This is a genomic window from Streptomyces sp. NPDC058092 (genome assembly GCF_042884935.1).
GTDB lineage: Bacteria > Actinomycetota > Actinomycetes > Streptomycetales > Streptomycetaceae > Streptomyces.
This window is the reverse complement of record NZ_JBHVSY010000022.1, coordinates 26,407-44,926: the sequence shown is the minus strand read 5'-3', so window position 1 is coordinate 44,926 and position 18,520 is coordinate 26,407. Positions and strand designations below refer to the sequence as shown.

Below are 18,520 nucleotides of genomic sequence, written 5' to 3'. Positions count from 1 at the left end.
TCAGTGGCGGCCGGGGACGGTACGGTTGCCGTTCCACCAGCGCCAGTTGCCTGTACGAGACGGAGTGGCACCGGATGCAGCACGCAGTGGGGGCCCCGCTGCCGCCGCCCCAAGGCCCCGGAAGCGGACCTGTCGGCTGGACGCACCAGGCCCAGCACCCCGGACATCCGGGGCCGCCGCCCACCACCCCTCCCGCGCTCCCCACGCCCCGGGGCTGGAGCGGCCCCGCCCCGCAGCACGCCCCGGCCTCCAGGGAGACCACCGGGCACGTCCAGCTGCCGCCCGGCGGCCCCGTCCCGCTGCCCGCGCCACCCGCCGGGCCCGGCACCGGCAGCGCGACCCTCGCCGTCCTGCTGATCGGTCCCGCGGGCGCCGGCAAGACCACCGTGGCCAAGCTCTGGGCCAGCCGCCGCCGGGTTCCCACGGCCCATGTCAGCCTCGACGACGTCCGTGAATGGGTCTGTTCCGGCTTCGCCGACCCCCAGACCGGGTGGAACGACCACTCCGAGGCCCAGTACCGCCTCGCCCGCCGCACCTGTGGCTTCGCCGCCCGCAACTTCCTCGCCAACGGCATCTCCTGCATCCTGGACGACGCCGTGTTCCCGGACCGGCCGGTCGTCGGCCTGGGCGGCTGGAAACGCCATGTCGGTCCCGGACTGCTGCCCGTCGTCCTGCTGCCCGGCCTGGAGGTCGTGCTGGAGCGCAATGCCGCCCGCAGCGGGAACCGCCGCCTCTCGGACGAGGAGGTCGCCCGGATCCACGGCCGGATGGCCGGGTGGTACGGCTCCGGACTGCCGATCATCGACAACTCGACGTACGACGTGGAGACCACCGCCCGCGTCCTCGACGACATACTCGCCCGCTCCATAGCCAGCCCACCGCCCTGGTGAACCATCACGGGGCGGCGCTCCCGGTCCGGTGAGGGCAGGCCGCGGCCCCCGGTCGGGTGCGCTGACCGAGCAGGCCCGCGCCACCGCTCGTAGGCTCGTGACATGTCAGACGTGTACGCCGTCCGCCGCGGGCAGCTCCGCGACCGGTGCGCCGCCGTCGGATCCGCGGCCGCTCTGGTCTCCCGCCCCGCCAACGTCCGCTATCTAGCGGGCGGAGCGCCCCCGGGTGCCGTGCTGCTGCTCGGCCCCGGCGAGGACGTGCTGCTCTGCCCCCGCGACCCGGCCGACGATCCCTCCGACGGGCGCACGGACGACCAGCTGCGGGTGTCCCCGCTGCCGGACAGCGACGGCGATCCGGTGGTCGCGGCCGCCGCTCTGGCCGGTTCCTCCGGCGCGGAGTCCCTGGCCGTCGAGGAACACCATCTGACGGTCTCCCGCCACCGGGCCATGGGCTCGGTCGCCCCGCGGCTCCGGCTCGCCGATCTCGGAGCCACCGTCGAGCAGCTCCGGGTCGTCAAGGACGAGGAGGAGATCGCCTGCCTGCGGATCGCCGCCGAGATCACCGATCAGGCCCTGGGCGAACTCCTCGAATCGATCCTGGTGGGCCGCACCGAACGCCATCTCGCCCTGGAGCTGGAGCGCCGCCTGGTGGACCACGGCGCCGACGGCCCCGCCTTCGCCACCTCCGTGGCCACCGGGCCGAACTCCGGCCAGGGCCGCCACCGCCCCTCGGACCGACGGGTGGAGGAAGGGGATTTTCTCTCCGTCTGCCTCGGCGCCAACTATCGCGGCTACCGCTGCGAGATCGGCCGTACGTTCGTCATCGGGACGACGCCCGCCGACTGGCAGATCGAGCTCTACGACCTGGTTTTCGCCGCTCAGAGGGCCGGGCGCGAGGCCCTCGTACCGGGCGCGGCCTACCGCGATGTGGACCGCGCGGCCCGCCACATCCTGGACTCCGCGGGCCACGGCCGGAGCCTCGCACCGTGGACGGGTCACGGGGTGGGGCTCGAAATCGACGAGGACCCGCAGCTGGCACCTGCGGCCATGGGTAAACTGGACGCTTGTGTACCGGTCACCGTCGAACCGGGGGTCCACCTCCCGGGCCGGGGCGGGGTCCGGATCGATGACACGCTCGTCGTGCGCCCCGAGGCGGACGGCGGACCCGAGCTACTCACCATTACGACCAAGGAGCTGCTCGCGCTCTAGCGCGCATCCTCGGTCGTTCCACCAGCTTCAGTCCAGGAGATTCCGCAACCGTGGCTTCCACGAACGACCTCAAGAACGGCCTGGTGCTCAAGCTCGACGGAGGCCAGCTCTGGTCCGTCGTCGAGTTCCAGCACGTCAAGCCCGGCAAGGGCCCGGCCTTCGTGCGCACCAAGCTCAAGAACGTGCTGTCCGGCAAGGTCGTCGACAAGACGTTCAACGCCGGCGTGAAGGTCGAAACGGCCACCATCGACCGTCGCGACATGCAGTTCTCGTACATGGACGGCGAGTACTTCGTCTTCATGGACATGGACACGTACGACCAGCTCATGGTCGACCGCAAGGCTGTCGGCAACGCCGCCAACTTCCTGATCGAGGGCTTCACCGCCTCCGTCGCCCAGCATGAGGGCGAGGTGCTCTACGTCGAGCTGCCCGCCGCCGTCGAGCTGACCGTCCAGCACACCGACCCGGGCGTCCAGGGCGACCGCTCCACCGGTGGCACCAAGCCCGCCACGCTGGAGACCGACTACGAGATCGGCGTCCCGCTCTTCATCACCACGGGTGAGAAGATCAAGGTCGACACCCGCACGGGCGACTACCTCGGCCGGGTGAACAGCTAACCGTGGCTGCCCGGAACAAGGCCCGCAAGCGCGCCTTCCAGATCCTTTTCGAGGCCGACCAGCGCGGTGAGTCCGTGCAGACGGTCCTCGCGGACTGGGTGCGGCACTCGCGGACCGACACCCGTCAGCCGCCGGTCACCGAGTACACGATGGAGCTCGTCGAGGGGTACGCGCAGTACGCGGACCGGATCGACGACCTCATCGTGACCTACGCCGTGGACTGGGAGATCGACCGCATGCCGGTCGTCGACCGGAACATCCTGCGGCTCGGTGCCTACGAGCTGATCTGGGAGGACGGCACCCCGGACGCGGTGGTGATCGACGAGGCGGTCCAGCTCGCCAAGGAGTTCTCCACCGATGACTCACCGTCCTTCGTGAACGGGCTGCTCGCCCGGTTCAAGGACCTCAAGCCGAACCTTCGCCGGGAGCAGTAGTTCGGCGGCGTTCAGCCGACGAAGGGCCCACGGCCGGATGGCCGTGGGCCCTTCGTCATGGAGCGCCGGCTTGCCGCGCACCCGGTTGCCGTACAACGAGAACGCCGTGCCGACGGGGCACCCGGAGGGTGCCCGCGCCAACACGGCGGCACGTTTCTGCGAAGGGGTCTCAGCCCTCGTCGTGGGCGACGGCGCGGCGCGCGTCCGCGTCCAGTACGCCCCAGCTGATCAGCTGTTCCGTCAGCACGGACGGCGACTGGTCGTAGATGACGGCCAGCGTGCGCAGGTCGTCCTGGCGGATCGAGAGCACCTTGCCGTTGTAGTCCCCGCGCTGGCTCTGGATCGTCGCGGCATAGCGCTGCAGCGGCCCGGCCTTCTCCGGCGGGACGTGGGCGAGGCGCTCCAGGTCCAGGACGAGCTTCGGCGGCGGCTCGGCGGCACCGCCGGGCGTCGTGCCGGGCAGGAGCTCCTGCACCGGGACCCCGTAGAAGTCCGCGAGCTCGGCCAGACGCTGTACGGTCACGGCACGGTCGCCGCGCTCGTACGAACCGACCACGACGGCCTTCCAGCGGCCCTGCGACTTCTCCTCCACGCCGTGGAGGGAGAGGCCCTGCTGGGTGCGGATGGCACGGAGCTTGGCCCCGAGCTGTTTTGCGTATTCGCTGGACATAAGGCTCCCCGGACGCTGGGACATTCTGCGGCTCCGCCGCGTGGCTGGTAACTCACTGTGAGGTTACGCAGCGTTACTTGGCTGCGTCAAGCCGAATGGTCCGGACCGGCACCTTCCGGGGGTGCGACCAGGGCCTGGCGCAAGCCCTGGTAACGTTGATGACGCAATTTAGACGTCCTTTAAGATCCGTCCCGTGAGGCGGAGAAGGAGGTCCGTTTCTTATGGACGCACAGCACGAAGCCACCGGCAACGCGGCACGCCCCGTTCTCGAGGCTCCCGACATTGCCCGAGTACTGACCCGGATCGCCCACGAGATCGTCGAACGCGCCAAGGGCGCCGACGATGTGGTGCTCCTCGGCATCCCGACGCGGGGCGTCTTCCTCGCCCGCCGGCTCGCCGAAAAACTCCAGGAGATCACCGGCCGGAAGATGCCGGTCGGCTCCCTCGACATCACCATGTACCGCGACGACCTCCGGCTGCGCCCGGCGCGCGCCCTGGCCCGCACCGAGATCCCCGGCGAGGGCATCGAGGGCCGCCTGGTCGTCCTCGTCGACGATGTCCTCTTCTCGGGCCGCACGATCCGCGCCGCGCTCGACGCGTTGGGCGACATCGGCAGGCCCCGCGCGGTGCAGCTCGCGGTCCTCGTCGACCGCGGTCACCGCGAACTCCCGATCCGTGCCGACTACGTCGGCAAGAACCTCCCCACGTCGCTGCGGGAGACGGTCAAGGTCCAGCTCGCCGAGGAGGACGGCCGCGACGCCGTGCTGCTCGGTGTCCAGCAGACCGCCCCGGCGGGCGCGCAGTAACCGCACTTCACCCGTACGGCGTACCCCGAGCCCGTACGTCCGCCTCCGCGCGCCCGCATGCCTGAACCCTCCAGCCCTCCGGAGAACACCCAGATGAAGCGTCACCTCATCTCGGCCGCCGATCTCACCCGCGACGACGCCGTCCTGATCCTCGACACCGCCGAGGAGATGGCACGGGTCGCGGCCCGGCCGATCAAGAAGCTCCCGACCCTGCGCGGCCGTACCGTCGTCAACCTCTTCTTCGAGGACTCGACGCGTACCCGCATCTCCTTCGAGGCCGCGGCCAAGCGCCTCTCCGCCGATGTCATCAACTTCTCCGCGAAGGGCTCGTCCGTCTCCAAGGGCGAGTCGCTCAAGGACACCGCGCTGACCCTGGAGGCGATGGGCGCCGACGCCGTCGTCATCCGGCACGGCGCCTCCGGTGCCCCGTACCGCCTCGCCACCTCCGGCTGGATCGACGGCGCCGTCGTCAATGCCGGTGACGGCACCCACGAGCATCCCACCCAGGCCCTCCTGGACGCCTTCACCATGCGCCGCCGCCTCGTCGGGGCCGACAGCGGTCTCGGCCGCGACCTCGAAGGCCGCCGGATCACCATCGTCGGCGACATCCTGCACAGCCGTGTGGCCCGCTCCAACGTCCATCTGCTGACCACGCTCGGCGCCCACGTCACGCTGGTCGCCCCGCCGACCCTCGTCCCGGTCGGCGTCGAGCAGTGGCCGTGCGACATCAGCTACGGCCTCGACGAGGTGCTGCCGAAGTCCGACGCGGTGATGATGCTCCGTGTGCAGCGCGAACGGATGAACGCCGCGTACTTCCCGACCGAGCGCGAGTACTCCCGCCGCTACGGCCTGGACGGCGACCGCATGGCGAAGATGCCCGAGCACGCCGTCGTCATGCACCCCGGCCCGATGGTCCGCGGCATGGAGATCACCGCCGAGGTCGCCGACTCCGACCGGTGCACGGCCGTCGAGCAGGTCGCCAACGGCGTATCGATCCGCATGGCCGTCCTGTACCTGCTGCTGGGCGGCTCCCAGCCCGCCGCCCCGGCCCACCCGTCGCCCGCCACCCGTACCGAGGAGAACAAGTAACCATGAGCAAGATCCTTATCCGCGGCGCGAAGATCCTCGGCGGCGAACCCCAGGATGTCCTGATCGACGGCGAGACCATCGCCGCCACCGCCCGGCAGGGCGAAATCGACTGGAGTGGTACCGGCATCGAGGCCGGCGACGCGACCGTCGTCGAGGCGGCCGGCCGGATCCTGCTGCCCGGCCTCGTCGACCTCCACACCCACCTGCGCGAGCCCGGCCGCGAGGACTCCGAGACCGTCCTCACCGGGACGAAGGCGGCGGCCGTCGGAGGCTTCACCGCCGTGCACGCCATGGCGAACACCTTCCCCGTCGCCGACACCGCCGGCGTCGTCGAGCAGGTCTGGCGGCTCGGCAAGGAGTCCGGCTACTGCGACGTGCAGCCAATCGGCGCCGTCACCGTCGGCCTGGAGGGCAAGAAGCTCGCCGAGCTCGGCGCCATGCACGATTCGGCCGCCGGGGTGAAGGTCTTCTCCGACGACGGAAAGTGCGTCGACGACGCGGTGATCATGCGTCGCGCGCTGGAGTACGTGAAGGCCTTCGACGGCGTCGTGGCCCAGCACGCCCAGGAGCCCCGCCTCACCGAGGGCGCCCAGATGAACGAGGGCGTCGTCTCCGCGGAGCTCGGTCTCGGCGGCTGGCCCGCCGTCGCCGAGGAGTCGATCATCGCCCGCGACGTACTTCTCGCCGCCCACGTCGGCTCCCGGGTGCACATCTGCCACCTGTCGACCGCCGGCTCCGTCGAGATCGTCCGCTGGGCCAAGTCCAAGGGCTGGAACGTCACCGCCGAGGTCACCCCGCACCACCTGCTCCTCACCGACGAGCTCGTACGGTCCTACGACCCGGTCTACAAGGTGAACCCGCCGCTGCGCACCGAGGCCGACGTCATGGCCCTGCGCGAGGCGCTCGCCGACGGCACCATCGACTGCGTCGCCACCGACCACGCCCCGCACCCGCACGAGGACAAGGACTGCGAGTGGGCCGCCGCTGCCATGGGCATGGTGGGCCTGGAGACCGCGCTCTCCGTCGTCCAGCAGACGATGGTCGACACCGGCCTCATCGACTGGGCGGGCGTCGCCGACCGGATGTCGTTCCGTCCGGCCGCCATCGGCCGTCTCGACGGACACGGCCGGCCCGTCTCGGCCGGTGAGCCCGCCAACCTCACGCTGGTCGATCCGGCATACCGTGGTGTGGTGGACCCCGCGGGCTTCGCCTCCCGCAGCCGTAACACTCCCTACGAGGGTCGCGAGCTGCCGGGCCGAGTCACCCACACCTTCCTGCGGGGCCGTGCCACGGTCGTCGACGGGAAGCTCGCGTGACATCACTCACCCCCCTGTACCTCCAGCTCGCCGCCGAGCAGAAGTCGGCCGAAGTGACCGACTGGTCCGCTCGCATCAGCTGGGTCATCGGACTGATCGTCCTCATCGCCTTCGTCTACTGGCTGATGCGCCAGGGATGGAAGTGGCGGGGGAGTCTCCAGTCCGGTCTGCCGGAACTCGGCTCCACCCCGGAGGGGTTCGCGGACGGCGAGAAGCTGCTGACGCTGACCGGCCGGTACCACGCCTCGACGACTGCCGGGCAGTGGCTCGACCGGATCGTCGCCCACGGCCTCGGTACCCGTAGCCGCGTCGAACTCACCCTGACCGACCAGGGCCTCGACGTCGTACGCCCCGGAGCGGCCGACTTCTTCGTCCCGGCCGCCGCACTGCGCGAGGCCCGGCTCGACAAGGGCATCGCCGGCAAGGTCCTCCCCGAGGGCGGCCTGCTGATCATCACCTGGGCGCACGGCGACCAGCTGATCGACTCCGGATTCCGCTCCGACCATTCGGCCGAGCACCCGGCCTGGGTCGAGGCCATCAACCATCTCACCAGCACTACGGAAGGCACCGCACGATGACGATCTCCACCCGGGGAGCCGCCCAGGCTCCCGCCGTACTCGTCCTGGAGGACGGCCGCGCCTTCCGCGGCCGTGCCTACGGGGCCGTGGGGGAGACCTTCGGCGAGGCGGTGTTCTCCACCGGCATGACCGGCTACCAGGAGACGCTGACCGACCCCTCGTACCACCGCCAGGTCGTCGTGATGACCGCCCCGCACGTCGGCAACACCGGTGTGAACGACGAGGACCCCGAGTCCGGACGGATCTGGGTCTCCGGTTACGTCGTCCGCGACCCCGCCCGGGTGCCCTCCAACTGGCGCTCGCGGCGCTCGCTCGACGAGGAGCTGGAGCGTCAGGGCGTCGTCGGCATCAGCGGCATCGACACCCGCGCCCTCACCCGCCACCTGCGCGAGCGCGGCGCCATGCGCGTCGGCATCTTCTCCGGTGACGCACTCGCCGACGACGCCACGCTGCTCGCCCGCGTCCAGCAGGCCCCCGAGATGGTGGGCGCCGACCTCTCCGCCGAGGTCGCCACCAAGGAGGCGTACGTCGTCCCCGCGATCGGCACGAAGAAGTTCACCGTCGCCGCGATCGACCTCGGCATCAAGGGCATGACCCCGCACCGGATGGCCGAGCGCGGCATCGAGGTGCACGTGCTGCCCGCCACCGCCACCCTGGAGGAGGTGTACGCGGTCGAGCCCGACGGCGTCTTCTTCTCCAACGGCCCCGGCGACCCGGCCACCGCCGACCACCCGGTCTCCGTGATGCGAGGCGTTCTGGAGCGGAAGACCCCGCTCTTCGGTATCTGCTTCGGCAACCAGATCCTGGGCCGCGCCCTCGGCTTCGGCACGTACAAGCTGAAGTACGGCCACCGCGGCATCAACCAGCCCGTGCAGGACCGTACGACCGGCAAGGTCGAGGTCACCGCGCACAACCACGGCTTCGCCGTCGACGCCCCGCTCGACAAGGTGTCCGACACCGGGTTCGGCCGCGCCGAGGTCTCCCACGTCTGCCTGAACGACCAGGTCGTCGAGGGCCTCCAGCTCCTCGACCAGCCGGCCTTCAGCGTCCAGTACCACCCCGAGGCGGCCGCGGGCCCGCACGACGCCGCGTACCTCTTCGACCGCTTCGTTTCCCTGATGGAGGGCCAGCGTGCCTAAGCGCTCCGATATCCAGTCCGTCCTGGTCATCGGCTCCGGTCCGATCGTCATCGGGCAGGCCGCCGAGTTCGACTACTCCGGCACCCAGGCCTGTCGCGTGCTCAAGGCCGAGGGCCTGCGCGTCATACTGGTCAACTCCAACCCGGCGACGATCATGACCGACCCGGAGATCGCCGACGCCACGTACGTCGAGCCGATCACCCCCGAGTTCGTCGAGAAGATCATCGCCAAGGAGCGCCCCGACGCGCTCCTGCCCACGCTGGGCGGCCAGACCGCGCTCAACACCGCGATCTCCATGCACGAGAAGGGTGTCCTGGAGAAGTACGGCGTCGAGCTCATCGGCGCCAACGTCGAGGCGATCCACAAGGGCGAGGACCGCGACCTCTTCAAGGGTGTCGTCGAGGCCGTCAAGGCGAAGATCGGTTACGGCGAGTCCGCACGCTCCGTCATCTGCCACTCCATGGACGATGTCCTGGCGGGCGTCGAGACGCTCGGCGGCTACCCCGTGGTCGTCCGTCCCTCCTTCACCATGGGCGGCGCCGGCTCCGGCTTCGCGCACGACGAGGACGAGCTGCGCCGCATCGCCGGCCAGGGCCTCACCCTCTCGCCGACCACCGAGGTGCTCCTGGAGGAGTCCATCCTCGGCTGGAAGGAGTACGAGCTGGAGCTGATGCGCGACAAGCACGACAACGTCGTGGTCGTCTGCTCCATCGAGAACTTCGACCCGATGGGCGTCCACACCGGTGACTCGATCACCGTCGCCCCGGCGATGACCCTCACCGACCGCGAGTACCAGCGGCTGCGCGACATCGGCATCGCGATCATCCGCGAGGTCGGCGTCGACACCGGCGGCTGCAACATCCAGTTCGCCATCGACCCGACCGACGGCCGGGTCATCGTGATCGAGATGAACCCGCGCGTCTCCCGCTCCTCGGCGCTCGCCTCGAAGGCCACCGGCTTCCCGATCGCCAAGATCGCCGCCAAGCTGGCCGTCGGCTACACGCTCGACGAGATCCCGAACGACATCACCGAGAAGACCCCGGCCTCCTTCGAGCCGACCCTCGACTACGTAGTGGTCAAGGCCCCGCGCTTCGCCTTCGAGAAGTTCCCCTCCGCCGACTCCACCCTCACCACCACCATGAAGTCGGTGGGCGAGGCCATGGCGATCGGCCGCAACTTCACCGAGGCGCTCCAGAAGGCGCTGCGCTCCCTGGAGAAGAAGGGCTCGCAGTTCGCCTTCACCGGTGAGCCCGGCGACAAGGCCGAGCTGCTGGCCGAGGCGGTCCGCCCGACCGACGGCCGGATCAACACCGTCATGCAGGCGATCCGGGCCGGTGCCACCCAGGAGGAGGTCTTCGACGCCACGAAGATCGACCCCTGGTTCGTCGACCAGCTCTTCCTGATCAAGGAGATCGCCGACGAGCTGGCCGCCGCCGAAGAGCTCGACCCCGCGCTGCTCGCCGAGGCCAAGCGGCACGGCTTCTCCGACGCCCAGATCGCCGACATCCGCGGCCTGCGCGAGGACGTCGTCCGCGAGGTGCGGCACGCCCTCGGCATCCGCCCGGTCTACAAGACGGTCGACACCTGCGCCGCCGAGTTCGCCGCGAAGACGCCGTACTTCTACTCCAGTTACGACGAGGAGTCCGAGGTCGCGTCCCGCACCAAGCCCGCGGTGCTCATCCTCGGTTCCGGCCCCAACCGGATCGGCCAGGGCATCGAGTTCGACTACTCCTGCGTCCACGCCTCCTTCGCGCTGAGCGACGCGGGCTACGAGACCGTGATGGTCAACTGCAACCCGGAGACCGTCTCCACCGACTACGACACCTCCGACCGCCTGTACTTCGAGCCGCTGACGCTGGAAGACGTGCTGGAGATCGTGCACGCCGAGACCCTCGCGGGCCCGGTCGCCGGTGTCATCGTCCAGCTCGGCGGCCAGACCCCGCTGGGTCTGTCGCAGGCGCTCAAGGACAACGGCGTGCCGGTCGTCGGTACGTCCCCGGAGGCCATCCACGCCGCCGAGGACCGCGGCGCCTTCGGCCGCGTCCTGGCCGAGGCCGGGCTGCCGGCCCCGAAGCACGGCACCGCCACCACGTTCGACGAGGCCAAGGCGATCGCCGACGAGATCGGCTACCCCGTCCTCGTCCGCCCGTCGTACGTGCTCGGCGGCCGCGGCATGGAGATCGTGTACGACGAGACGCGGCTCTCCTCGTACATCGCCGAGTCCACCGAGATCAGTCCCACCCGGCCGGTCCTGGTCGACCGCTTCCTCGACGACGCGATCGAGATCGACGTCGACGCGCTCTACGACGGCACCGAGCTCTACCTCGGTGGCGTCATGGAGCACATCGAGGAGGCCGGCATCCACTCCGGCGACTCCGCCTGTGCCCTGCCCCCGATCACCCTCGGCGGCTACGACATCAAGCGGCTGCGCGCCTCCACCGAGGCCATCGCCAAGGGCGTCGGCGTCCGCGGGCTGATCAACATCCAGTTCGCGCTCTCCGGCGACATCCTGTACGTCCTGGAGGCCAACCCGCGCGCGTCGCGCACCGTCCCCTTCACCTCGAAGGCGACCGCGGTCCCGCTCGCCAAGGCCGCCGCCCGGATCTCGCTGGGCGCGACCGTCGCCGAGCTGCGCGCGGAGGGCCTGCTCCCGGCGAACGGCGACGGCGGCACCCTGCCGCTCGACGCGCCGATCTCCGTCAAGGAGGCCGTCCTGCCGTGGTCGCGCTTCCGCGACATCCACGGCCGCGGCGTCGACACCGTCCTCGGCCCGGAGATGCGCTCCACCGGTGAGGTCATGGGCATCGACGCGGTCTTCGGCACGGCGTACGCCAAGTCGCAGGCCGGCGCCTACGGCCCGCTGCCGACGAAGGGCCGCGCGTTCATCTCGGTCGCCAACCGCGACAAGCGCTCGATGATCTTCCCGGCGCGCGAACTCGTCGCCCACGGCTTCGAGCTGCTGGCCACCTCCGGCACCGCCGAGGTCCTCAAGCGCAACGGCATCAACGCCACGGTCGTGCGCAAGCAGTCCGAGGGCGTGGGCCCGCAGGGCGAGCGCACCATCGTCCAGCTGATCCACGACGGCGAGGTCGACCTGATCGTCAACACGCCGTACGGCACGGGCGGCCGTCTCGACGGCTACGAGATCCGTACCGCGGCCGTGGCCCGGTCCGTGCCCTGCCTGACCACGGTCCAGGCGCTCGCCGCCGCGGTCCAGGGCATCGACGCGCTCACCCACGGAGACGTCGGCGTCCGCTCCCTCCAGGAACACGCGGAGCATCTGACCGCGGCCCGCGACTAGCAGACCGGCAGGGGGACATCGGAAACGGTGTCCCCCTCTCTGTGAGGACACTCCCGATGTACAAGTTCTTCTTCCAGCTGGTCTTCAGGCGGATGGACCCGGAGCAGGCGCACCACCTGGCCTTCGGCTGGATCCGCCTCGCGGCCCGCGTCCCCGTGCTGCGCACCTTCGTCGCCGCCGTGCTCGCCCCCCGCCACAAGGAGCTGCGCACCGAGGCACTCGGCCTGCGGATGCACGGCCCCTTCGGCCTCGCCGCGGGCTTCGACAAGAACGCCGTCGCGATCGACGGCATGTCGATGCTCGGCTTCGACCACATCGAGATCGGTACCGTCACCGGCGAGCCGCAGCCCGGCAACCCCAAGAAGCGCCTCTTCCGCCTCGTGGCGGACCGCGCGCTGATCAACCGCATGGGCTTCAACAACGAGGGCTCCGAGGCCGTGGCCGAGCGGCTGGCCGCCCGCAGGCCGGTCTTCAGGACCACGGTCGGCGTCAACATCGGCAAGACGAAGCTGGTGCCGGAGGCCGAAGCGGTCGGCGACTACGTGAAGTCCACCGAGCGGCTCGCCCGCCACGCCGACTATCTCGTCGTGAACGTCTCCTCGCCCAACACGCCCGGCCTGCGCAACCTCCAGGCCACCGAGGCGCTGCGCCCCCTGCTCGGCGCCGTGCGCGAGGCGGCCGACCGGGCCGTCACCGACCGGCGGGTCCCGCTGCTCGTCAAGATCGCCCCGGACCTCGCGGACGAGGACGTCGACGCGGTCGCCGACCTCGCGGTCGAGCTGGGACTGGACGGCATCATCGCCACCAACACCACCATCGCCAGGGACGGCCTCGGCCTGAAGTCCTCGCCGTCCCTCGTCGCGGAGACCGGCGGACTCTCCGGGGCGCCCCTCAAGGCACGCTCCCTGGAGGTCCTCGGCCGTCTGTACGCGCGGGTGGGCGACCGGATCACCCTGGTCGGTGTCGGGGGCATCGAGAGCACCGAGGACGCCTGGCAGCGCATCCTCGCCGGTGCCACGCTCGTCCAGGGCTACAGCGCCTTCATCTACGAGGGCCCGTTCTACGCCCGGGCGATCCACAAGGGCCTGGCCGCGCGCCTGGCCGCATCCCCGTACGCCACCCTCGCCGAAGCCGTCGGCGCGGAAACCAGGAAGGCCACCGCATGATCCCGGAACCGTTCGGCGCACGTCTGCGCCACGCCATGGACACCCGCGGGCCGCTCTGCGTCGGCATCGACCCGCATGCCTCGCTCCTCACCGCCTGGGGCCTGAACGACGACGTCACGGGCCTGGAGCGGTTCACCCGTACCGTCGTCGAGGCACTGGCGGACCGGGTCGCCGTGCTCAAGCCGCAGTCCGCGTTCTTCGAGCGCTTCGGCTCGCGCGGCATCGCGGTCCTGGAGAAGGCCGTCGAGGAGGCGCGCGCGGCCGGCGCGCTCGTCCTGATGGACGCCAAGCGCGGCGACATCGGCTCCACCATGGGCGCGTACGCGGCGACCTACCTGGACAAGGACTCGCCGCTGTTCTCCGACGCGGTCACCGTCTCGCCGTACCTCGGTTTCGGTTCGCTGCGCCCGGCGCTCGACGCGGCGGTCCTCTCCGGCTCGGGTGTCTTCGTGCTCGCCCTGACGTCCAACCCGGAAGGGGCGGAGGTGCAGCGCGCCACCGCCGCCGACGGGCGTTCGCTGGCCCAGTTGATGCTCGACCACATGGCCGCCGAGAACGAGGGGGTGACCCCGCTCGGCTCCGTCGGCGCGGTGGTCGGTGCCACGCTCGGGGACGCGGGTGTGGATCTCGCCATCAACGGCCCGCTGCTCGCCCCCGGGATCGGGGCCCAGGGCGCGACGCCCGCCGATCTGCCCGGTGTCTTCGGCGACGCGGTGGGCAATGTGGTGCCCAGTGTGAGCCGCGGCGTACTGAGCCGGGGACCGGACATGGCGGGGCTGCGAGCGGCAGCCGATCGCCTCACGGACGAGGTCCGGACGGCCGTCGCACGTACATGACCATGCCACGTAACAGGGTGTTGACTGAATCCTGACCAAAAAACTCGGTTGTTATGCCTGAAATGTCCTGGTCGGCTGAGGCTGACCAGGACTTTTCGTTGGTTCTCGCTGACTCGGACGGCCTTGGCCGCTAGTCTCCGTCGAGAGCCGACGTACACATGTTGTCCGTCGCTCACCTGGTGTGGAGCGTCCAGCTTCCGCACCGGTCCGTATCCGACAGATCGACATCCGAGGTGACGTAGGCGTGGCTCTTCCGCCCCTTACCCCTGAACAGCGCGCAGCCGCGCTCGAAAAGGCCGCCGCGGCTCGCCGGGAGCGGGCCGAGGTCAAGAATCGACTCAAGCACTCCGGCGCCTCCCTCCATGAGGTCATCAAGCAGGGCCGGGAGAACGACGTCATCGGGAAGATGAAGGTCTCCGCCCTCCTGGAGTCCCTGCCGGGCGTGGGCAAGGTCCGCGCCAAGCAGATCATGGAGCGGCTCGGCATCTCCGAGAGCCGCCGGGTCCGGGGCCTCGGCTCCAACCAGATCGCATCCCTGGAGCGTGAGTTCGGCGGCAGCGCCGCCTGACGTTCTCAGGCACTCCTGAGAACCTGGATAATCGCTCCATGGCTGCAACATCCCGGGGGACGTCCCCCGCACCCCCGGACGTACGTCCGCGGCTGACCGTGCTCTCCGGCCCCTCGGGGGTCGGCAAGAGCACGGTCGTCGCCCATATGCGCAAGGCCCACCCCGAGGTTTGGCTCTCGGTGTCGGCGACGACCCGCAAGCCGCGCCCCGGCGAGCGCAACGGTGTCCACTACTTCTTCGTGGACAACGACGAATTCGACAAGCTGATCGCCAACGGCGAGCTGCTTGAGTGGGCCGAGTTCGCGGGCAACCGGTACGGCACGCCCCGCCGCGCCGTGCTCGAGCGCCTGGAAGCGGGCGAGCCGGTGCTGCTGGAGATCGACCTCCAGGGTGCCCGGCTGGTCCGGCAGTCGATGCCGGACGCCCGGCTCGTCTTCCTGGCCCCGCCGAGCTGGGAGGAGCTGGTCCGCCGGCTCACCGGCCGCGGGACCGAGTCCGCCGAGGTGATCGAGCGCCGGCTCGCCGCCGCCAGGATCGAACTGGCCGCCGAGTCCGAGTTCGATACGACGCTGGTCAACACCTCCGTCGAGGACGTGGCCCGTGAGCTGCTAGCCTTGATGCTGGAGGCTTCCGGCCACCGTGCCGACAACGACTGACGGTCGGCGCACAGGCATCACGGAACTCCGCACTATCAAAGATTTCTTTGATCTTTACCCCCTTCGGAAGGCAGAGAGTGTCCTCTTCCATCACCACGCCCGAGGGCATCATCAACCCGCCGATTGATGAGCTCCTCGAGGCCACCGACTCGAAGTACAGCCTCGTGATCTACGCCGCCAAGCGCGCGCGCCAGATCAACGCGTACTACTCGCAGCTCGGCGAGGGTCTCCTGGAGTACGTCGGTCCGCTCGTCGACACCCACGTGCACGAGAAGCCGCTCTCGATCGCGCTCCGCGAGATCAACGCGGGCCTGCTCACTTCCGAGGCCATCGAGGGCCCCGCGCAGTAAGCAGGGTTTGCACCTTCACCACAGGCCCGGCGGCCATGGCTGCCGGGCCTGTGGTGTGTCCGGGACGCCCGCGGTGTGTCCGGGGCGACAGCAGCGGACCGGCCGCGGTGAGGCAGCATGGGGGTGTTCGTATCCGAGTGCGGGGAGACGCAGTGGACAAGCCGAAGGTCGTTCTTGGGGTCAGCGGGGGCATCGCCGCGTACAAGGCGTGCGAGCTGCTGCGCCGGCTGACCGAGTCCGGTCACGATGTGCGCGTCGTCCCGACCGGGTCGGCGCTGCACTTCGTGGGGGCGGCCACCTGGTCGGCGCTCTCCGGTCACCCGGTCTCCACGGAGGTCTGGAACGACGTCCACGAGGTGCCGCACGTCAGGATCGGACAGGGCGCCGACCTCGTCGTCGTCGCCCCCGCCACCGCCGACCTGCTCGCCAAGGCCGCTCACGGCCTCGCCGACGACCTCCTCACCAGCACGCTCCTCACCGCCCGCTGTCCGGTCGTCTTCGCGCCCGCCATGCACACCGAGATGTGGGAGCATCCCGCCACCCAGGAGAACGTCGCCACGCTGCGCCGCCGCGGCGCCGTCGTCATCGAGCCCGCCGTCGGCAGGCTCACCGGCGTCGACACCGGCAAGGGCCGGCTCCCGGACCCCGGGGAGATCTTCGAGGTCTGCCGCCGGGTGCTGGCCCGCGGACCCGTCGAAGCGGATCTGGCCGGCCGCCACGTCGTGATCAGCGCGGGTGGTACGCGAGAGCCGCTCGACCCGGTGCGCTACCTCGGCAACCGCTCCTCCGGCAAGCAGGGCTACGCCCTGGCTCGTACCGCGGTCGCCCGCGGCGCCCGGGTCACCCTCGTCGAGGCCAACACCGGCCTGCCCGACCCGGCCGGCGCCGACGTCCTGCACGCCGGGACCGCCATACAGCTGCGCGAGGCGGTGCTGAAGGCGGCGGCGGACGCCGATGTGGTCGTGATGGCTGCGGCGGTCGCCGACTTCCGCCCCGCGGAGTACGCGACGGGGAAGATCAAGAAGAAGGACGGCCAGGAGCCCGCGCCCATCAAACTGGTCCGCAATCCGGACATCCTCGCCGAGGTCGCCGGTGAACGCGCCCGCCCGGACCAGATCGTCGTCGGTTTCGCCGCCGAGACCGATGATGTCCTCGCCAACGGCCGTGAGAAGCTCCGCCGCAAGGGCTGCGATCTGCTCGTCGTCAATGAGGTCGGGGAACACAGGACATTCGGCTCCGAGGAGAACGAAGCAGTGGTCCTCGCAGCCGACGGCGGAGAGACCCCGGTGCCCCACGGCCCCAAGGAGGCGCTCGCCGACACGGTCTGGGATCTTGTGTCGTCGCGGCTCGGATGAAATTCCTTTCTCCTGTCTCGCGCAGGCGAAAACCCTTGAAATATGGGCGTAAATGGCTTTCTGGGCAGCCGAATTCGCTACCGCCACGGGGCGTGCCGCAGGTCACAGAACTACCAAAGGGCGAGACACGTTGTCCGCCGAACGGAAGTGACCGATAAACTGGCCCGCGGACCGTGTCGGGCGCAGCTCCCGGCCGTCCGCCAAATGATCAGCCAGCAGCCGCTGCAACCCCAGGGAGCGATGTGTCCCGCCGTCTCTTCACCTCGGAGTCCGTCACCGAGGGCCACCCCGACAAGATCGCTGACCAGATCAGCGACACCATCCTCGACGCACTGCTCCGTGAGGACCCCCGGTCCCGCGTCGCCGTCGAGACCTTGATCACCACCGGTCTGGTGCATGTTGCGGGTGAGGTCACGACCAAGGCCTACGCCGACATCCCGACCCTCGTACGCAACAAGGTTCTCGAAATCGGCTACGACTCCTCCAAGAAGGGCTTCGACGGCGCCTCCTGCGGTGTCTCGGTGTCCATCGGCGCGCAGTCGCCCGACATCGCGCAGGGCGTCGACACCGCGTACGAGAAGCGGGTCGAGGGCGATGAGGACGAGCTCGACAAGCAGGGTGCCGGCGACCAGGGCCTGATGTTCGGCTACGCCTGCGACGAGACGCCCGAGCTCATGCCGCTCCCGATCCACCTCGCGCACCGGCTCTCGCGACGACTCTCCGAGGTCCGCAAGAACGGGACCATCCCGTACCTGCGCCCGGACGGCAAGACGCAGGTCACCATCGAGTACGACGGCGACAAGGCCGTCCGTCTCGACACGGTCGTCGTCTCCTCGCAGCACGCCAGCGACATCGACCTCGACTCGCTGCTCGCGCCGGACATCCGCGAGTTCGTCGTCGAGCACGTGCTCGGGCAGCTGATCGAGGACGGCATCAAGCTGGACACCGACGGCTACCGGCTGCTGGTCAACCCGACCGGTCGTTTCGAGATCGGTGGCCCGATGGGCGACGCCGGTCTGACCGGCCGCAAGATCATCATCGACACCTACGGCGGCATGGCCCGTCACGGTGGTGGCGCCTTCTCGGGCAAGGACCCGTCGAAGGTCGACCGCTCCGCCGCGTACGCCATGCGCTGGGTCGCCAAGAACGTCGTCGCCGCAGGCCTCGCCGCCCGTTGCGAGGTACAGGTCGCCTACGCGATCGGCAAGGCCGAGCCCGTCGGCCTGTTCGTCGAGACGTTTGGCACCGCCGCGGTCGATACCGAGAAGATCGAGCACGCCATCGGGGAGGTCTTCGACCTCCGCCCGGCCGCGATCATCCGCGACCTCGACCTGCTGCGTCCGATCTACGCCCAGACCGCGGCGTACGGCCACTTCGGCCGCGAGCTTCCCGACTTCACCTGGGAGCGCACGGACCGCGTGGACGCGCTGCGCACGGCGGCCGGGCTGTAACGACCTGGGGTGAACAGAGCCCGCTCGGGCTCTGTTGCTCCCGGCTCGTAAGCCTGCTGCTCTCCGTCTGAACGCCGGGGCCCGGACGC

General features: G+C 70.1%; 18 protein-coding genes. 17 read left to right on the top strand and 1 reads right to left on the bottom strand.

Annotated elements, in window-relative coordinates; translation table 11 throughout:
- Window positions 1-74 precede the first annotated feature (74 nt).
- From ACFVV1_RS29875 to nusB, 4 genes are all read left to right on the top strand, one after another.
- Window positions 75-890, top strand: coding sequence for a Pro-rich N-terminal domain-containing protein (locus ACFVV1_RS29875; RefSeq protein ID WP_389995474.1), 816 nt, complete (start codon window positions 75-77; stop codon window positions 888-890).
- Window positions 891-992: 102 nt separating this feature from the next.
- Window positions 993-2,099, top strand: a complete 1,107-nt coding sequence (locus ACFVV1_RS29870) for an aminopeptidase P family protein (protein ID WP_389995470.1) — start codon at window positions 993-995, stop codon at window positions 2,097-2,099.
- A gap of 50 nt (window positions 2,100-2,149) precedes the next feature.
- Window positions 2,150-2,716, top strand: coding sequence for an elongation factor P (efp, locus tag ACFVV1_RS29865; protein ID WP_389995467.1), 567 nt, complete (start codon window positions 2,150-2,152; stop codon window positions 2,714-2,716).
- A 2-nt stretch (window positions 2,717-2,718) separates the two neighbouring features.
- Window positions 2,719-3,150 carry a transcription antitermination factor NusB gene (nusB, locus tag ACFVV1_RS29860; RefSeq protein ID WP_266745094.1) on the top strand — a complete coding sequence of 144 codons (432 nt, stop codon included), beginning with the start codon at window positions 2,719-2,721 and terminating at the stop codon, window positions 3,148-3,150.
- Between the two features lie 169 nt (window positions 3,151-3,319).
- On the opposite strand, the gene bldD is transcribed toward nusB, so the two are convergent.
- Window positions 3,320-3,820: a transcriptional regulator BldD gene (gene bldD, locus ACFVV1_RS29855; protein WP_014157378.1), complete on the bottom strand. Its 501-nt coding sequence runs from the start codon at window positions 3,818-3,820 to the stop codon at window positions 3,320-3,322.
- Between the two features lie 221 nt (window positions 3,821-4,041).
- Here bldD and pyrR point away from each other — a divergent pair, with 221 nt between their 5' ends.
- The 13 genes from pyrR (at window position 4,042) to metK (ending at window position 18,431) form a co-directional block, all read left to right on the top strand.
- Entirely contained in the window at window positions 4,042-4,626 is a 585-nt protein-coding gene (pyrR, locus tag ACFVV1_RS29850; RefSeq protein ID WP_383753413.1) for a bifunctional pyr operon transcriptional regulator/uracil phosphoribosyltransferase PyrR, read from the top strand.
- 93 nt (window positions 4,627-4,719) lie between these two features.
- Window positions 4,720-5,715, top strand: a complete 996-nt coding sequence (locus ACFVV1_RS29845) for an aspartate carbamoyltransferase catalytic subunit (protein WP_389995462.1) — start codon at window positions 4,720-4,722, stop codon at window positions 5,713-5,715.
- 2 nt (window positions 5,716-5,717) lie between these two features.
- On the top strand, window positions 5,718-7,031 hold the full coding sequence (locus ACFVV1_RS29840) for a dihydroorotase (protein WP_389995459.1): 1,314 nt from the start codon (window positions 5,718-5,720) through the stop codon (window positions 7,029-7,031).
- Window positions 7,028-7,609, top strand: coding sequence for a hypothetical protein (locus ACFVV1_RS29835; RefSeq protein WP_389995456.1), 582 nt, complete (start codon window positions 7,028-7,030; stop codon window positions 7,607-7,609). The genes ACFVV1_RS29840 and ACFVV1_RS29835 overlap by 4 nt, the downstream gene beginning before the upstream one ends.
- Window positions 7,606-8,748 carry a glutamine-hydrolyzing carbamoyl-phosphate synthase small subunit gene (gene carA, locus ACFVV1_RS29830; RefSeq protein ID WP_389995453.1) on the top strand — a complete coding sequence of 381 codons (1,143 nt, stop codon included), beginning with the start codon at window positions 7,606-7,608 and terminating at the stop codon, window positions 8,746-8,748. Before ACFVV1_RS29835 ends, carA begins: the two co-directional genes overlap by 4 nt.
- Window positions 8,741-12,049, top strand: a complete 3,309-nt coding sequence (gene carB / locus ACFVV1_RS29825) for a carbamoyl-phosphate synthase large subunit (RefSeq protein ID WP_389995450.1) — start codon at window positions 8,741-8,743, stop codon at window positions 12,047-12,049. Before carA ends, carB begins: the two co-directional genes overlap by 8 nt.
- 56 nt (window positions 12,050-12,105) lie before the next feature.
- Window positions 12,106-13,215 (top strand): quinone-dependent dihydroorotate dehydrogenase, encoded by a 1,110-nt coding sequence (locus ACFVV1_RS29820; RefSeq protein ID WP_389995448.1) that lies wholly within the window; start codon window positions 12,106-12,108, stop codon window positions 13,213-13,215.
- Entirely contained in the window at window positions 13,212-14,051 is an 840-nt protein-coding gene (gene pyrF / locus ACFVV1_RS29815; protein WP_389995445.1) for an orotidine-5'-phosphate decarboxylase, read from the top strand. Before ACFVV1_RS29820 ends, pyrF begins: the two co-directional genes overlap by 4 nt.
- Window positions 14,052-14,295: 244 nt before the next feature.
- Window positions 14,296-14,619 (top strand): integration host factor, encoded by a 324-nt coding sequence (locus tag ACFVV1_RS29810; protein ID WP_266702292.1) that lies wholly within the window; start codon window positions 14,296-14,298, stop codon window positions 14,617-14,619.
- A 38-nt stretch (window positions 14,620-14,657) separates the two neighbouring features.
- Window positions 14,658-15,275 (top strand): guanylate kinase, encoded by a 618-nt coding sequence (gmk, locus tag ACFVV1_RS29805; protein WP_389995442.1) that lies wholly within the window; start codon window positions 14,658-14,660, stop codon window positions 15,273-15,275.
- A 77-nt stretch (window positions 15,276-15,352) separates the two neighbouring features.
- Window positions 15,353-15,625 (top strand): DNA-directed RNA polymerase subunit omega, encoded by a 273-nt coding sequence (rpoZ, locus tag ACFVV1_RS29800; RefSeq protein WP_003970369.1) that lies wholly within the window; start codon window positions 15,353-15,355, stop codon window positions 15,623-15,625.
- Window positions 15,626-15,777: 152 nt separating this feature from the next.
- A complete protein-coding gene (coaBC, locus tag ACFVV1_RS29795; protein ID WP_389995438.1) occupies window positions 15,778-16,980 on the top strand; it encodes a bifunctional phosphopantothenoylcysteine decarboxylase/phosphopantothenate--cysteine ligase CoaBC in 1,203 nt (400 codons plus the stop codon).
- Between the two features lie 242 nt (window positions 16,981-17,222).
- Window positions 17,223-18,431, top strand: a complete 1,209-nt coding sequence (metK, locus tag ACFVV1_RS29790; protein ID WP_389995435.1) for a methionine adenosyltransferase — start codon at window positions 17,223-17,225, stop codon at window positions 18,429-18,431.
- The last annotated feature ends 89 nt before the right edge of the window (window positions 18,432-18,520 follow it).

Coding starts and splice junctions, on each gene's coding strand:
- ACFVV1_RS29875 (WP_389995474.1), top strand. CDS start 75: ATGCAGCACGCAGTGGGGGCCCCGCTGCCGCCGCCCCAAGGCCCCGGA.
- ACFVV1_RS29870 (WP_389995470.1), top strand. CDS start 993: ATGTCAGACGTGTACGCCGTCCGCCGCGGGCAGCTCCGCGACCGGTGC.
- bldD (WP_014157378.1), bottom strand. CDS start 3,820: ATGTCCAGCGAATACGCAAAACAGCTCGGGGCCAAGCTCCGTGCCATC.
- pyrR (WP_383753413.1), top strand. CDS start 4,042: ATGGACGCACAGCACGAAGCCACCGGCAACGCGGCACGCCCCGTTCTC.
- ACFVV1_RS29845 (WP_389995462.1), top strand. CDS start 4,720: ATGAAGCGTCACCTCATCTCGGCCGCCGATCTCACCCGCGACGACGCC.
- ACFVV1_RS29840 (WP_389995459.1), top strand. CDS start 5,718: ATGAGCAAGATCCTTATCCGCGGCGCGAAGATCCTCGGCGGCGAACCC.
- carA (WP_389995453.1), top strand. CDS start 7,606: ATGACGATCTCCACCCGGGGAGCCGCCCAGGCTCCCGCCGTACTCGTC.
- ACFVV1_RS29820 (WP_389995448.1), top strand. CDS start 12,106: ATGTACAAGTTCTTCTTCCAGCTGGTCTTCAGGCGGATGGACCCGGAG.
- pyrF (WP_389995445.1), top strand. CDS start 13,212: ATGATCCCGGAACCGTTCGGCGCACGTCTGCGCCACGCCATGGACACC.
- gmk (WP_389995442.1), top strand. CDS start 14,658: ATGGCTGCAACATCCCGGGGGACGTCCCCCGCACCCCCGGACGTACGT.